At 62.0% G+C, this 14231-nt stretch carries 15 protein-coding genes; 13 read left to right on the top strand and 2 right to left on the bottom strand.

Annotation, left to right across the window (positions count from 1 at the left end):
• Position 1 precedes the first annotated feature (1 nt).
• A complete protein-coding gene (pgeF, locus tag E2K99_RS15430; protein WP_134222790.1) occupies positions 2-748 on the top strand; it encodes a peptidoglycan editing factor PgeF in 747 nt (248 codons plus the stop codon).
• A 39-nt stretch (positions 749-787) separates the two neighbouring features.
• On the opposite strand, the gene E2K99_RS15425 is transcribed toward pgeF, so the two are convergent.
• Positions 788-1681 carry a LysR substrate-binding domain-containing protein gene (locus E2K99_RS15425; RefSeq protein ID WP_121041943.1) on the bottom strand — a complete coding sequence of 298 codons (894 nt, stop codon included), beginning with the start codon at positions 1679-1681 and terminating at the stop codon, positions 788-790.
• Between the two features lie 159 nt (positions 1682-1840).
• On the opposite strand from E2K99_RS15425, the gene E2K99_RS15420 reads away from it, so the two are divergent.
• Together E2K99_RS15420 and E2K99_RS15415 are read left to right on the top strand one after the other, a co-directional pair.
• The gene (locus E2K99_RS15420; RefSeq protein ID WP_134222789.1) at positions 1841-2626 is read left to right on the top strand and encodes a sulfite exporter TauE/SafE family protein; all 786 of its coding nucleotides are present in this window, start codon (positions 1841-1843) and stop codon (positions 2624-2626) included.
• Positions 2623-2886: a hypothetical protein gene (locus E2K99_RS15415; RefSeq protein WP_134222788.1), complete on the top strand. Its 264-nt coding sequence runs from the start codon at positions 2623-2625 to the stop codon at positions 2884-2886. The genes E2K99_RS15420 and E2K99_RS15415 overlap by 4 nt, the downstream gene beginning before the upstream one ends.
• A 155-nt stretch (positions 2887-3041) precedes the next feature.
• On the opposite strand, the gene E2K99_RS15410 is transcribed toward E2K99_RS15415, so the two are convergent.
• Complete coding sequence (locus E2K99_RS15410) at positions 3042-3311, bottom strand: hypothetical protein (RefSeq protein ID WP_034329356.1); 270 nt, start codon at positions 3309-3311, stop codon at positions 3042-3044.
• Positions 3312-3367: 56 nt separating this feature from the next.
• Here E2K99_RS15410 and phaC point away from each other — a divergent pair, with 56 nt between their 5' ends.
• The 10 genes from phaC to motA all read left to right on the top strand — a co-directional run bounded on the left by phaC (position 3368) and on the right by motA (position 14172).
• Entirely contained in the window at positions 3368-5218 is a 1851-nt protein-coding gene (gene phaC / locus E2K99_RS15405) for a class I poly(R)-hydroxyalkanoic acid synthase (protein ID WP_134222787.1), read from the top strand.
• A gap of 248 nt (positions 5219-5466) precedes the next feature.
• Positions 5467-6207 (top strand): 3-ketoacyl-ACP reductase, encoded by a 741-nt coding sequence (locus E2K99_RS15400; protein WP_121041937.1) that lies wholly within the window; start codon positions 5467-5469, stop codon positions 6205-6207.
• Positions 6208-6510: 303 nt separating this feature from the next.
• Entirely contained in the window at positions 6511-7077 is a 567-nt protein-coding gene (gene phaR, locus E2K99_RS15395; RefSeq protein WP_008329998.1) for a polyhydroxyalkanoate synthesis repressor PhaR, read from the top strand.
• Positions 7078-7271: 194 nt separating this feature from the next.
• A complete protein-coding gene (gene rimO, locus E2K99_RS15390) occupies positions 7272-8648 on the top strand; it encodes a 30S ribosomal protein S12 methylthiotransferase RimO (RefSeq protein ID WP_134222786.1) in 1377 nt (458 codons plus the stop codon).
• Positions 8648-9058 (top strand): hypothetical protein, encoded by a 411-nt coding sequence (locus E2K99_RS15385; protein WP_039785299.1) that lies wholly within the window; start codon positions 8648-8650, stop codon positions 9056-9058. The genes rimO and E2K99_RS15385 overlap by 1 nt, the downstream gene beginning before the upstream one ends.
• Positions 9059-9251: 193 nt before the next feature.
• Positions 9252-10448: a cystathionine beta-lyase gene (locus tag E2K99_RS15380; RefSeq protein WP_134222785.1), complete on the top strand. Its 1197-nt coding sequence runs from the start codon at positions 9252-9254 to the stop codon at positions 10446-10448.
• A 671-nt stretch (positions 10449-11119) separates the two neighbouring features.
• Positions 11120-11437 carry a flagellar transcriptional regulator FlhD gene (flhD, locus tag E2K99_RS15375; protein ID WP_034334003.1) on the top strand — a complete coding sequence of 106 codons (318 nt, stop codon included), beginning with the start codon at positions 11120-11122 and terminating at the stop codon, positions 11435-11437.
• 177 nt (positions 11438-11614) lie between these two features.
• The gene (gene flhC, locus E2K99_RS15370; RefSeq protein ID WP_034334002.1) at positions 11615-12229 is read left to right on the top strand and encodes a flagellar transcriptional regulator FlhC; all 615 of its coding nucleotides are present in this window, start codon (positions 11615-11617) and stop codon (positions 12227-12229) included.
• A gap of 98 nt (positions 12230-12327) precedes the next feature.
• Positions 12328-13122 (top strand): class I SAM-dependent methyltransferase, encoded by a 795-nt coding sequence (locus E2K99_RS15365; protein WP_134136008.1) that lies wholly within the window; start codon positions 12328-12330, stop codon positions 13120-13122.
• Positions 13123-13311: 189 nt separating this feature from the next.
• Complete coding sequence (motA, locus tag E2K99_RS15360; protein WP_088753345.1) at positions 13312-14172, top strand: flagellar motor stator protein MotA; 861 nt, start codon at positions 13312-13314, stop codon at positions 14170-14172.
• The last annotated feature ends 59 nt before the right edge of the window (positions 14173-14231 follow it).

The raw sequence follows: 14231 nt of genomic DNA, 5'->3' as shown, positions 1-14231 counted from the left end.
CATGGAATTGCTGATCCCCGACTGGGCTGCGCCTGCCAACATCGGTGCCCTGACCACGCTGCGTGCAGGCGGCTTCAGTCCTGCGCCGTATGGCGACGGGCAGGGCGGGGGCGGCCTGAACCTGGGCACGCATGTTGATGATGACCCGGCGCTGGTAGCGCGCAATCGTGCGCTGCTGCGCCGTTTGTTGCCGTCCGAACCGGCCTGGCTGACGCAGGTGCATGGCGTCGCCGTACTGGACGCCGCCGCATTGCCCGATCAGCCCACGGCAGATGCCTGCATCAGCAGCACGCCCGGCGCGGTGTGCGTGATGATGACGGCCGATTGCCTGCCGGTGCTGTTCTGCGACCGCGCCGGCACGGTGGTCGGCGCGGCCCATGCGGGTTGGCGCGGACTGGCCGGCGGCGTGCTCGAAGCCACCGTGGCCGCCATGCGCGCGCGCGGCGCGCAGGACATCATCGCCTGGCTGGGGCCGGCCATCGGGCCGGAACAGTTCGAGGTCGGTGCCGAAGTGCGCGAGGCCTTCATTGCGCAGCAGGCAGCAGCGCAACATGCCTTCCGCGCTTATCCGGGCCGTCCCGGCAAGTACCTGGCCGACATCTATCAGCTGGCCCGCCAGCGGCTGGCCAGCATGGATGTGCATGATGTCAGCGGTGGCGGTCTGTGTACCGTGAGCGATCCGCGTTTCTATTCCTATCGGCGTGACAAGACCACCGGGCGCATGGGCTCGCTGGTCTGGCTCAAATGACGATGGCGGCTCTGCGGAGCCGCCATTTTTCTTGATGCCTCACGGGTGGCGCTGCAAGGCATGGATCAGTTCGCGCGTAGGTCCCGGCAAGCCCTCCAATCCGCGCACGCAGATGAGCAGCTGGCGGCGGCTCCAGCCATCGGTGAGCGGGATGGCGCGAATGTCCATGTGTGCCGCGCAGTCCTGGGCCGCCGTCGCCGGAATCACGGCCACGCCGACCTGATGCTCCACCATCCGGCAAATGCCGTCGAAGCTGCGCAGCCGCACGCGGTATTGCAGACGCCGCCCGGCACGCGTGGCGTGGCCGGAGAGATGCTGCTGCAGGGCGCTGTCGCCCGACAGCCCGACGAAATCCTCTCCCAGCAATTCGCTGAAGGCCAGCGACTTGCGGCGTGCCAGCGCATGCTTCTTCGATAGCACCGCCACCAGATGATCCTGGCGGAAGGGATAGGTCTGCAGCGGCCCGCTATCCGTGGAGTCGGCGATGATGCCGACATCGGCCACCCCATCGACCACCGCTTGCACCACTTCATAGCTCAGTTTTTCTTCCAGTTCGATATCGGTGTGCGGATGGCGCGCGAGGAAGCGCGCCAGCACCTCCGGCAGGAACTCGGTCATGGCCGAGGTATTGCACAGCAGGCGGATATGGCCTTTCAAGCCTTGCGCATACTGGCCCAGTTCATCGCGCAATTGTTCCATCTGCTGCGCCATCATGCGCGCGTGGTGGGCCAGTGCGCGGCCGGCATCGGTGGTCTGGACGCCGCGCCGGCCGCGCTCCAGCAAGGCGGTGCCCAGAGCATCTTCCATGTTGCGAATGCGCGCGCTGGCCGAGGCCAGCGCCATGTGGGCACGTTCGGCCCCGCCAGTGATGCTGCCGCTTTCCACGATGTGCAGGAAAAGACGCAGGTCGGAGAGTTCGAAGCGATGGCTCATCGGCGTACGGGGCCCGGGAAGGAGAGGTGGCGAGATATTGTGCCTTCGGCCAGACCGAAGGCTGGCTAAGTGTATTCCACATTTCCAGCGCGGGCGAGGACTGGCAGACTGGGAATCCATGATCTTCCGCTGCCTGCCATTCCCGGCCATTTTCCTGTCATGCCCAGCCTGCTTTCCCTCGTCGACATGAATGCCACCATGCTTGCCATGAGCCTGGCGGTATTCCTGCTGGCCGGTTTCGTCAAGGGCGTGATCGGTCTGGGCTTGCCGACAGTGGCGGTCGGATTGCTGAGCCTGGTAATGCCACCGGTACAGGCGGCGGCCTTGCTGATCCTGCCGTCGATGGTCACCAATGGCTGGCAGCTGGCCACCGGGGGCGCGTTCCTGATGCTGGCAAAACGCCTGTGGACGCTGCTCGCCGGCGTAGTGATCGGCACGCTGGCCGGCGCCGGCTTCATGCGCGGCGATGGTGGGCGGCATGCCATCGTGGTGCTGGGCGTAGCACTGATGCTGTATGCGCTGGCCGGTCTGGCGGCGTGGACGCCCACGGTGCTGCCGCAGCGGGAACGCTGGTGGTCGCCCGTGATCGGTCTGGCCACCGGCTTGGTCACGGCGGCCACCGGCGTGTTCGTGATTCCGGTCGTGCCCTATTTGCAGGCGCTGGGTTTGCCGCGTGACCAGTTGATTCAGGCGCTGGGCTTGTCCTTTACGGTCTCCACGCTGGCCCTGGCCGTCAACCTCGGGCAGGGCGGAGCCTTCAGTGCAGGCGTAGGCTGGGCCTCGTTGATTGTGCTGGTGCCAGCCTTGCTGGGCATGGCCATCGGTACCCGCGTGCGGACCTGGGTGCGTCCCGCTACCTTCCGTCGCTGCTTCTTCATCGGCTTGCTGCTGCTGGGAGTGCACCTGGCCTGGCATCTGGTCGATCTGACGGGAGCAGCGCGATGAGTCGCGGCCCCCTCCATCCCTGCGGCTGGCAGATCGAAGGCCCCAAGCAACGCCAGGCCAACGAGGTCCATGTCTATGCCTGGCTCGATGGCAGCATGATCGCCATGCTTGATTGTGAGTTACGTGACAGTGGCGGGCTGAAGTTACGGATGGCCTATGTCTCGCCCCCCTGGCGCGGATCGGCCGTCTTGCGCGACATGCTTGCCGTACTGAAACCCCGGTATCGCCAGATTGCCCTGCGACGAGTGGCGCGGCACTGAGGGGATAGTGGACGTTTTGCTGAGTTTTGCTGAACGCTCCCCCGGCATGATGCAGTGCGCAAACCGGCACGCTGCGCGGGCTGCGGACTCACGATGATGGTGCGCGATGATCCCATTTTCTAAGTTTTTGGAAGAGCCCCTGGATGTGCGCCGGGTCATGCGGCGGGATCGCGCGGAGCCTCGTCCTTGATGACAGACTCGCGTTTAACGGAACTGTCATCTTTGATTTCTTCCTTGCGCTCGGCTGTCAATTTCTTCATCTTTTGACGATTCCGCTTGCGTTGCGGCGTACCCATCAGGTATAAAACGATGGTCAGGGGAATTATCCCGTACAGCAGGAAAGTGGCGACGCCAGCGACCGCCGACTGTTCGGTGATCGACATCATGAAGACGACGTAGAGCCATGCGATAGCGACGATGACCATGGTGAAATGCGCGTCGAGACAAACCGTAACGATACGCGAAAATTGCAGATCCGAGCATGAACAAGCAGAATCCGCAGCAACCTTCTCCCGATGTATCCGCGTGGCTGGCACAGATGTCCGATCCGAAGTTCTGGACCTCGCTGCAGTCCCAATTCCAATCCCAGTTCGAGCAGTTCAAGTCGCATTTGCCGCCCATGCCCGCGATGGCGGGGATGCCGCAGATGCCGGGCTTTACCGGCGGCGCCATGCCGCCCGGTGCGGGACAGATCGATCCAACGGTTCTGCTCAAGCAGCTCGGCGAGCACGGCGCGACGCTCGATCCTGCCGATCTGGTCCGCCTGCAGCAGGACTACACCCGCGAATTCGGCGAGCTGTGGCAATCCGTGCTGGCTGCGAAGACGCCCGCCATCACTGATCGCCGTCTTTCCGCGCCGGCCTGGCAGGAACATCCTTACTTCGCGTTCCAGGCGGCAGCCTACCAATTGAATTCGCGCTTCCTGCTGGCGCTCGCCGATGCGGTCAAGGGCACCGAGAAGGTGCGCCACAAACTGCGTTTTGCGGTGCAGCAGATGATCGATGCGATGTCGCCTGCGAACTTCCTCGCCACCAACCCGGTGGCTCAGCAGAAGATACTGGAAACGCGCGGCGAGAGCCTGACGCAAGGCATCGCCCAGTTGCTGGCCGACCTGCAGAAGGGCCATATCTCGCAGACCGATGAGACCGCCTTCGAAGTGGGTCGCGACGTCGGCGCCAGCGCCGGTTCGGTGATCTTCGAGAACGAACTGTTCCAGCTGATCCAATACGCGCCGCTGACCAAGACCGTGCATGCGGTGCCGCTGCTGATCGTCCCGCCCTGCATCAACAAGTTCTACATCCTCGACCTGCAGCCGCAGAATTCGCTGGTGCGCTATACGGTAGAGCAGGGGCATACGGTGTTCCTGATTTCCTGGCGCAATGCCGATGCCGCCGTCGAGACGGCTACTTGGGAAAATTACGTGGACGACGCCGTGGTGCGCGCCATCCACATCGTCCAGGAAATCAGCAAGCAGCCGCAGATCAATGCCCTCGGCTTCTGCGTGGGCGGGACCATCCTGTCCTGCGCGCTGGCGCTGCTGGCTGCGCGTGGTGAAGATCCGGTCGCCAGCCTGACATTGCTGACGACCTTCCTCGATTTTTCCGATACCGGTGCCATCGATGTCTACATCGACGACATGCAGCTGGCCCTGCGTGAGCAGATGATTGGCAAGCGCGGCCTGATGGCCGGGCGCGATTTCGCCAGCGCCTTCTCCAGCCTGCGTCCCAACGACCTGCTGTGGAACTACGTCGAATCGAATTACCTGAAGGGTGAGAAGCCCAGCGCCTTCGACCTGCTGTACTGGAATGCCGACAGCACCAACCTGCCGGGTCCGATGTTCTGCTACTACCTGCGGCACATGTACCTGGAAAATGCGCTCAAGGAGCCGGGCCGCCTGACGGTGGGCGGCGAGAAGATCGACCTGCGCAAGATCAGCGCGCCGGCCTTCATCTACGCCTCGCGCGATGACCACATCGTGCCCTGGAAATCGGCCTACGCCTCGCTGGACCTGATCAATGCCGGCAAGCGCAGCAACAACCGCTTCGTGCTGGGCGCCTCGGGCCACATTGCCGGGGTCATCAATCCGGCGTCCAAGAACAAGCGCAATTACTGGGTCAACGACAAGGCCAAGGCCGGCAGCGATGCCGATGCCTGGATGGCCGGCGCGACCGAGCATCCCGGCAGCTGGTGGGGCGAGTGGGCGGCGTTCCTGGCCAAGCGGGGCGGGCGCAAGGTGGCCGCACCCAAGGCGCCGGGTTCGACGCGCTACAAGGCCATCGAACCGGCACCGGGCCGCTATGTGAAGGCCAAGGCTGACCAGCTGGTGGGCTGACGTGAATCTGCCAGCCGGCCATGAAGGTCCACAGAAGCCGGCGGCATTGATGAAAAGAGGGCGGGGACCCTGACGGGCCCGCCGACAGAGAGAGACGGCCAGCAGCGCATCCGCGGCGTTGCCGGGCCTGACAAGACAAAGGAGCCTTCTTCGCAGGAAGGACTTCCACCAATGCGGCGCACAGCAGACGCGAAAGAGGGGGGCAGGGCTTACCCCAATAAATCACCATCCCTATAGGAGGCAACATAATGAGCAAGCGTATCGCATATGTGACCGGCGGCATGGGCGGCATCGGAACCGCCATCTGCACCCGTCTGTGCAAGGACGGCTACACCGTGGTGGCCGGCTGCGGCCCCAATTCCACCCGCAAGGACACCTGGCTGGCGACCATGCGCGCCCACGGCTATGACATCCACGCATCCGAAGGCAACGTCTCGGACTGGGAGTCCACCAAGGCCGCCTTCGAGAAGGTGCGCGCCGAGATCGGCGAAGTGGACGTGCTGGTCAACAACGCCGGCATCACCCGCGACGGCCAGTTCCGCAAGATGAGCAAGGGTGACTGGGACGCCGTCATCGACACCAACCTGAACTCGCTGTTCAACGTGACCAAGCAGGTCATCGAGGGCATGTGCGAGCGTGGTTTCGGCCGCATCATCAACATCTCCTCGGTCAACGGCCAGAAGGGGCAGTTCGGCCAGACCAACTACTCCACCGCCAAGGCCGGCATCCACGGCTTCACCATGGCGCTGGCGCAGGAAGTGGCGACCAAGGGCGTGACCGTCAACACCGTCTCGCCGGGCTACATCGGTACCGACATGGTGCGCGCCATCCGTCCGGAAGTGCTGGAGAAGATCGTCTCCGGCATCCCCGTCAAGCGCCTGGGCGAGCCGGAGGAAATCGCCTCCATCGTCGCCTGGATCGCTTCGGCTGAAGGCGGTTACGCCACCGGTTCGGACTTCTCGCTCAACGGCGGCCTGTACATGGGCTGATGCCGTCCTCGACGGCCACGCACGCGGCAATGCCGCAAGCGTGGCCGTTTTTACGTGTGCCGCAGGCTGGGATTTTGTCAGTCTGGCACGTCAGGGCTCCCCTTTTGCCGCTCTTCACCCCTATAATGGCTTGCGTTGCTGCCCTGCAAAACGCAGGCGGCAGACAGCAGAAGAGTGAAGAAGCAAGGAGAGGACAGCGCAATGTCCCGGACGCCCGCGGGTGAGGACTGCATCGAAGCCTCCCGCACCGCTGCAAACCAAGGCCGGCAAGACGGCTGCAATGAGAGAGAGACTGGACTTCAGATGACTACTGCAAAAAATTCGGCAGATCGCTTGATCAAGAAATACCCCAACCGCCGTCTTTACGATACCCAGACCAGTTCCTACATCACGCTGACCGACGTCAAGCAACTGGTGCTGGACAATGAAGAATTCACCGTGGTCGACGCCAAGAGCGGCGATGACCTGACCCGCAGCATCCTGCTGCAGATCATTCTGGAAGAAGAGTCGCACGGTGTGCCGATGTTCTCCAGTGGCGCGCTGTCGCAGATCATCCGCTACTACGGCCATGCCATGCAGGGCATGATGGGCAACTACCTGGAAAAGAACATCCAGACCTTCATCGACATCCAGAACAAGCTGGCCGAAAATTCCAAGGGCTTCTACGAAGGCAAGCCTTTCAGTCCCGAGATGTGGACCCAGTTCATGAACGTGCAAGGTCCGATGATGCAGGGCATGATGAGCAACTACATCGAACAGAGCAAGAACCTGTTCATCCAGATGCAGGAGCAGATGCAGAGCCAGACCAAGAACATGTTCGGCACCTTCCCCTTTGGCGCGCCCGGCACGCCGCCGGATCAGAAGAAGTAAGCGGCCTCCCGGCCCCTTCAGCAAACGGCCCCGCGCGGGCCGTTTTGCTTTTGTGGCGTCGCCGCCCGTCCGGACCAGCCAAAATCGGGCGCAAACGGGCGGACGTTGTACAATAGCGCCCTGATTTTTAAAGCATTTTTCGCTGTTTCCCGTATTTTCGGCCGTTTGCGGCCCGTCTCACTGAGCCTTCTGCCATGTCCAACCCGTTTTCTCCCGCCACCCCGGCCCTGCCCAAGGTCGGCTTCGTCTCCCTCGGCTGCCCCAAGGCACTGGTCGATTCCGAACAGATCCTGACCCAGCTGCGTGCCGAAGGCTACGATACCGCCAAGTCCTATGACGGTGCCGACCTGGTGATCGTCAATACCTGCGGCTTCATCGATGCCGCCGTGCAGGAATCGCTGGACGCCATCGGCGAAGCCCTGAACGAAAACGGCAAGGTCATCGTCACTGGCTGCCTGGGTGCCAAGAAGGATGCCGACGGCGACGACATCATCCAGAAGATCCACCCCAAGGTCCTCGAAGTGACCGGCCCGCATGCCGTGGGCGAGGTCATGCAGGCGGTGCACAAGCACCTGCCCAAGCCGCATGCGCCGTTCATCGACCTGGTGCCGCCGCAGGGCGTCAAGCTGACCCCCAAGCATTTTGCCTATCTGAAGATTTCGGAAGGCTGCAACCATCGCTGCAGCTTCTGCATCATCCCCTCCATGCGCGGTGACCTGGTCTCGCGTCCCATCGCCGATGTCATGCTGGAAGCCGAGAACCTCTTCAAGGCCGGTGTGAAGGAATTGCTGGTGATTTCCCAGGACACCAGCGCCTATGGCGTGGATGTGAAGTTCCGTACCGGTTTCTGGAACGGCAAGCCGATCAAGACCCACATGACCCAACTGGTCGGTGCCCTGGGCGAACTGGCCCAGCAGTACGGCGCCTGGGTGCGCCTGCACTATGTATATCCGTACCCGCACGTGGACCAGATCATCCCGCTGATGGCCGAAGGCAAGATCCTGCCCTACCTGGACGTGCCGCTGCAGCATGCCCACCCGGACGTGCTCAAGCGCATGAAGCGCCCCGCCAATGGCGAGAAGAACATCGAGCGCATCCAGGCATGGCGTGCCCTGTGCCCGGACATCTCGATCCGCTCCACCTTCATCGCCGGCTTCCCCGGCGAGACCGAGGCCGAGTTCGAGTACCTGCTGGACTTCCTGAAGGAAGCCGAGATCGACCGCCTGGGCTGCTTCGCCTATTCCCCGGTGGAAGGCGCGACCGCCAACGAGATCGCCAACCCGGTGCCGGAAGAAGTGCGCGAAGAACGCCGTGGCCGCGTCATGCAGCTGCAGGAAGAGATTTCCAAGAAGCGCCTGCAAGCCAAGGTCGGCAAGACCCTGCGCGTGCTCATCGATGAAGTGGACCGCAATGGCGGTACCGGCCGCACCTATTCGGACGCGCCCGAGATCGATGGCGTGGTCTATGTGAAACCGCCTTTCGAGCCGCACCGCAAGCTGGAAGTGGGCCAGTTCGTCGACGTGCGCATCACCGCCGCTGACGCCCATGACCTGTGGGGCGCGGCCGAGTGATGCGTGCGCTCCTGATGGCGCTGGTGCTGTGCAGTGCCAGCGGACTCATGCCGGCGTGGGCCGCTGCGTCCGGCCCCGCTGCCAATGCGCCTGAAGGCTCGCTGCAGCAGACCCTGATGACGCACGCCCTGGTGCTGCGCGGCCAGATCGACGGGCGCGACATCCAGCTCTCGCTGCAGCCCAAGAAAAATGAAGATGGCCTGGAAGGGCGCTATTTCTTCTTCGGCGGTTCGCCCGAGATCCTGGTAGCGGGCGAGGTCGATGGCGATGACCTCCTGATGGAAGAATCGGTCAACGGCAAGGATGTCTCCGGTCAATGGGAAGGGCACCGCCAGGGCCAGTCCATCACCGGGACCTGGTCCAGCGCCGATGGCAGCATCAGCAAGCCCTTCGCCTTGCAGTTGCCCTGACGCTTGCCCGGCAGCGAAGGCCAGACTGCGGCGCTGTACGGGTGATATGAAGCTGTGTTCACTCTGTTTTGCCATGCCCGCCATTTCTCGGGTTTTCCGGCCGCTTCTGTTGCTTTCGATGTGAACAAGCTGCGCGTATAGTGAGACCTTTGCGCCCCGTTCCTGGGGCGCGATCGTTTCCAGAGGCAGACCCGTGTCCGATTCCAACGCTACGTCCCCCGCATCTTCTCTCCCGCTTGATCCCCAGACCGCCCTGGTCCACAGCAGCTACCGCGCTCCGGACGGCTTTGAAGCCTTCCCGGTCGGCATCCATCACGCTTCCACCGTGCTGTTCCCCAACGTGGCCGCCATGCGTTCGCGCGACTGGCGCGAAAAGCTGGGCTATACCTACGGCCTGCACGGCACCCCGACCAGCTTCGTGCTGGAAGCGCGGCTGGCCGAGATCGAGGGCGGCACCTATTGCCGTGTCACCCCCAGCGGCCTGGCGGCCATCGCGATGGTCAACTTCGCCTTCCTGAAAACGGGAGATGACGTGCTGCTGCCGGATAACGTCTACGGCCCCAGCAAGGACCTGGGGCAGTGGCTGGAGCGTGATTTCGGGATCACCGCACGCTTCTACGACCCCATGGTCGGCGCCGGCCTGGCCGAGTTGATCCAGCCCAATACACGCCTGGTGTGGACCGAAGCACCCGGTTCGGTCTCGATGGAAGTGCCTGACATCCCGGCCCTGTGCCTTGCCGCGCATGAAAAGGGCGTGCTGGTGGCCATCGACAATACCTGGGCGGCCGGCATCGCCTTCAAGGCCTTCGAACACGGTGTGGACATCGTCATGCAAGCCGTCACCAAATACCAGTCCGGCGGCTCGGATGTGCTGATGGGCGCTGTCATCGTGCGCGACCAGGCCCTCAACGAGAAACTGGAACTGGCCCACATGCGCCTGGGCTTCGGCGTGGGCATGGACGACGTCTACCTGGTCCTGCGCAGCCTGTCCTCGATGCGCCTGCGTTTCGAGGCCCACGATGCGGCCGCGCGCAAGGTCGCGGCCTGGCTCAAGCAACGCCCGGAAATCGTGGCGGTGCTGCACCCGGCCTTTGAAGATTGCCCAGGACACGCCCACTGGAAGCGCGACTTCACAGGGGCGGGCGGTCTGTTCTCGGTGATCTTCGATTCCCGTTACAGCGAAGAGCAGACTGACCGCTTCGTCGACAGCCTGCAGCTCTTCAAGATCGGCTACAGCTGGGGCGGTGCCCACAGCCTCTGCGTGCCCTACCGCATGCGCGGCATGCGCCACCAGTGGCAGCGAGAAGGCGTGCTGGTGCGCTTCAACATCGGGCTCGAAGCCCCCGCCGATCTCATTGCCGATATCGAGCAGGCCTTGAGCAAGCTCTGAGTGGCCAGCCCTGCTCGGCTGCCGGTGTCGGCAGCGGGGCAGGGCGCGTCTGATGGCCGACAAGGTTCAGTTTGCACAAAAGAAATTGAATAAAGGTAAATGCTGCATCTGTTTATCGTTTTGCCGTATTTGGGAGCGTCATAAAATGGTAGCAATTCTCGATACGGCGACGTTTCGATGGTCATGACGTTGCGCAAAAATCATCAAAGCAGGTAAATATGTGAAAGTTTTCTGGGTGTTCTTGCTGAAGCCAACTACAGTGAACAGCCCGAAAAACTGGATGAGCTAGTCGTCCCCAAGCAACAAGAGGGCATTTGTCATCGAATATTTACAACTTATTTTGTTGCCTGGAAGACAATTTTCTTTTGTCATTTCAACCAGGAAACCTTTTGATCAGGAAATTCCTGATTGGCGCGCAAAGTCACGAGCCTCCTCGCTCTTTGGCTGCCAGAATGGAAATCTTCACCAATATCCCGCAGTCGTGTAAGACGGACACCTACAAGACGCTCGGGCTTCTCTCCGTCTAAAAATACCGACCAAGTCTAATTTCCCGCCTGTCCTGCCCCCCTCAGAATTGGCTTGCAGTCAAGTAAATGTAAGCGATTGTAAGCAGCTCGATGCAGCGTTCAGCCGCGTGAGCCGTAGGAAGTACTTACCGAGGTGGGGTGCAAATGAATACCAACGACATGATGGCGGAGATCCGCGATGCCAACCTGAGCTATCTCATGCTGGCGCAGCAAATGATCCGTTCGGACAAACCGACCGCAATCTTCCGTCTGGGTATCAGCGCCGAGATCGCCGATCTGATCGAAGGCTTGTCCAACGTGCAGATCATGAAGCTGGCGGCGACCAACATGATGTTGACCCGTTTCCGTTTCGACGACGGCGCCATCCTCGGCATGCTGACCAACTACAACAAGGACAAGAGCCTGGCGCAGTCACACGCAGCCATCCTGATGGCCTGCCAGCCCGGCGAACAAATTTCGTAAAACAACAAGACAAAAAGCATGGCCGGCGTGGCCAGGGACAGTCAACGCGCCGGAGGGGAAGACGTTCTACAGAGTTATTCAGTTTCAGTCTTGCATTCATGCCTGAAAGTTCGCCCGCCCGGGGCCGGCGAATTGGGGTCAGGCAGTTTTATTACGAAATCACCGGGGGGTTGCACCATGGCTAAAAAGAGCGTTGTGACAGAGGCGCAGGAAATTCAGTTGGCCATTGAACTGATCAATCTGGGGGCACGCCTCCAGTTGCTGGAATCGGAAACCTCGCTGTCGCGCGAGCGACTGCTGAAGCTGTACAAGGAATTGAAGGGTGTCTCGCCGCCCAAGGGCATGCTGCCGTTCTCGACGGACTGGTTCATCACCTGGCAGCCCAATATCCATTCTTCGCTGTTCATCAACATTCACCGCTACCTGATCGAGCATGCCCGCATCAGTGGCATCGAGGCCGTCATGAAGGCCTACAAGCTCTACCTGGAGCAGGTCGGCTATAACGATGCCGGCGAGCCGGTGCTGTCGCTGACCCGTGCCTGGACGCTGGTGCGCTTCTTCGAAAGCAAGATGCTCATGACCACGCCGTGCTGCAAGTGCCACGGCCACTTCGTGGTGCATCGCCTGGACCTGCATCAGGACTACCTGTGCGGCCTGTGCCACATGCCCTCGCGCGCCGGCAAGACCAAGAAGGCCAAGGATGCGGTCATCATGGGTCTGGTCGAAGGCGCCATGCCGGTTGCTGCTTCCGCGCCCCTGGGCACCGAGCCGGTGCTGGCCGCCGTGGCCTGAGCCGGAACAGGGATGTACCGATGCCTTGCTGCTGGCGAGCAGCAGGGTGGTAATGGGCCAGGGTGTTCAACCAAAAAAGAATAAGGCCGATTGCCTCGATGTCCGAACCTGAGAATCACCCCGGTGCCGGGCGCAGGCCCCTGTGGCAGGCGCCGGCCATCCAGGCCTTGCTGCTGTTCGTGCTGGGCCTGATTGGTGCCAACGTGCTGGACGTGCTGTTCCAGCGCGCCGGTCTCGCTCCTCTTTCCCCCCTCCAGACTTCCCTGCTGCATGGCGTGATCGCTGCGCTGCTGGCACGACTGCGCCGCATGGCCGCGTGGTGGTGGCTGATCCTGCTGGTGTTCCCGCTGGCGGCGTTGGGCGTGGGTCAGTTGCACCTGCCGTCGTGGGTGTTCCTGGCGGTGTTCCTGTTCATGCTGGTGCTGTTCTGGTCGACCTTTCGCAGCCAGGTGCCGTTCTACCCTTCCGGGCAGAGTGCCTGGGATGCCGTGGCGGGTCTCTTGCCCGAGGGGCGGCCGATCCGTTTCATGGATATCGGCAGTGGCCTGGGCGGTGCCGTCCTGGACCTGTCGCGCCGCCGGCCCGAGAGTGAATTCACCGGCATCGAGATTGCGCCCTTGCCGTGGCTGGTGAGCCGGCTGCGGGCGGCACTGGCGGGCAATCGCTGCCGCTTCGTGCGCGGCGACTACCTGCTGCTGGATTTTGGTGACTATGACGTGGTGTTTGCCTATCTGTCACCGGCGGCGATGGAGGCGCTGTGGCACAAGGCGCGCGCCGAGATGAAGCCGGGGACACTGCTTCTGAGCTACGAATTTCATATCCCCGGTACCACCCCGGATGTGGTGGTCGAACCGGAGCACGGGGGCAGGGTGCTGCACGGATGGCGCATGTGAGGCGACACAGGTAAAGAAACCCTTTACAGGGGCTGCGAGACGCGACGTATCAAGTTTGCGCCAATTCAGCCGTAAATCGAAAAGGAAGGGCGTTTTTCGGATATGTATTCCCCCATTTGCTTGACTGGAATACCTGTAATCTGACGAACGTGAAAATACACTCAACGCCACAGGGACGGGAGTAGGCACTTGCTAGTCATCATTGGATATATCGTGGTCATGGGGTCCGTCTTCGGCGGCTTTGCCCTGTCGGGCGGCCACCTGGGGGCACTGTTCCAGCCACTCGAACTGCTCATGATCGGCGGCGCCGCGCTGGGCGCTTTCCTGGTCGGTAACAACAACAAGGCGATCAAGGCCACCATGAAGGCTTTGCCGACGGTCTTCAAGGGCAGCACCTACACCAAGGCGCTGTACATGGAGCTGATGGCGCTGCTGTTCGAGATCCTCACCAAATCCCGTAAAGAGGGTTTGATGTCGATCGAAGGCGACATCGAAGAGCCGGAAAGCAGCCCCATCTTCAGCAAGTACCCTGGCGTGCTGGCGGACCATCACCTGATCGAGTTCATGACCGATTACCTGCGCCTGATGGTGTCGGGCAACATGGATGCGTTCCAGATCGAAAACCTGATGGACAACGAAATCGAGACCCACCATCACGAGGGCGAGATTCCGGTGCACTGCATCGCCAAGCTGGGCGACGGCATGCCGGCCTTCGGTATCGTGGCGGCGGTGATGGGCGTGGTGCACACCATGGAGTCGGTGGGTATCCCTCCCTCCGAGCTGGGCATGCTGATCGCGCACGCGCTGGTCGGTACCTTCCTCGGTATTCTGCTGGCCTACGGTTTCGTGGGCCCGCTCTCCAGCTTGCTGGAACAGAAGCTGCACGAATCGACCAAGATCTACCAGTGCGTGAAGGTGACGTTGCTGGCGAGCCTGAATGGGTATGCGCCGGCACTGTCGATCGAATTCGGCCGCAAGGTCCTGTTCTCGACCGAACGTCCGACCTTCCTCGAACTGGAAGAGCACGTCAAGCAGGCCAAGGGCAAGTAAGCGGTCGGCAGGCCGGCCAGGGGAGGCCGGCAGGCAGGGCGATTCACACAGACATCAGT

The sequence above is a fragment of the Herbaspirillum huttiense genome, assembly GCF_004367745.1.
GTDB classification, from domain to species: domain Bacteria; phylum Pseudomonadota; class Gammaproteobacteria; order Burkholderiales; family Burkholderiaceae_D; genus Herbaspirillum; species Herbaspirillum huttiense.
The sequence above is the reverse complement of the archived record's forward strand: the minus strand, read 5'-3'. Positions and strand labels throughout refer to the sequence as shown.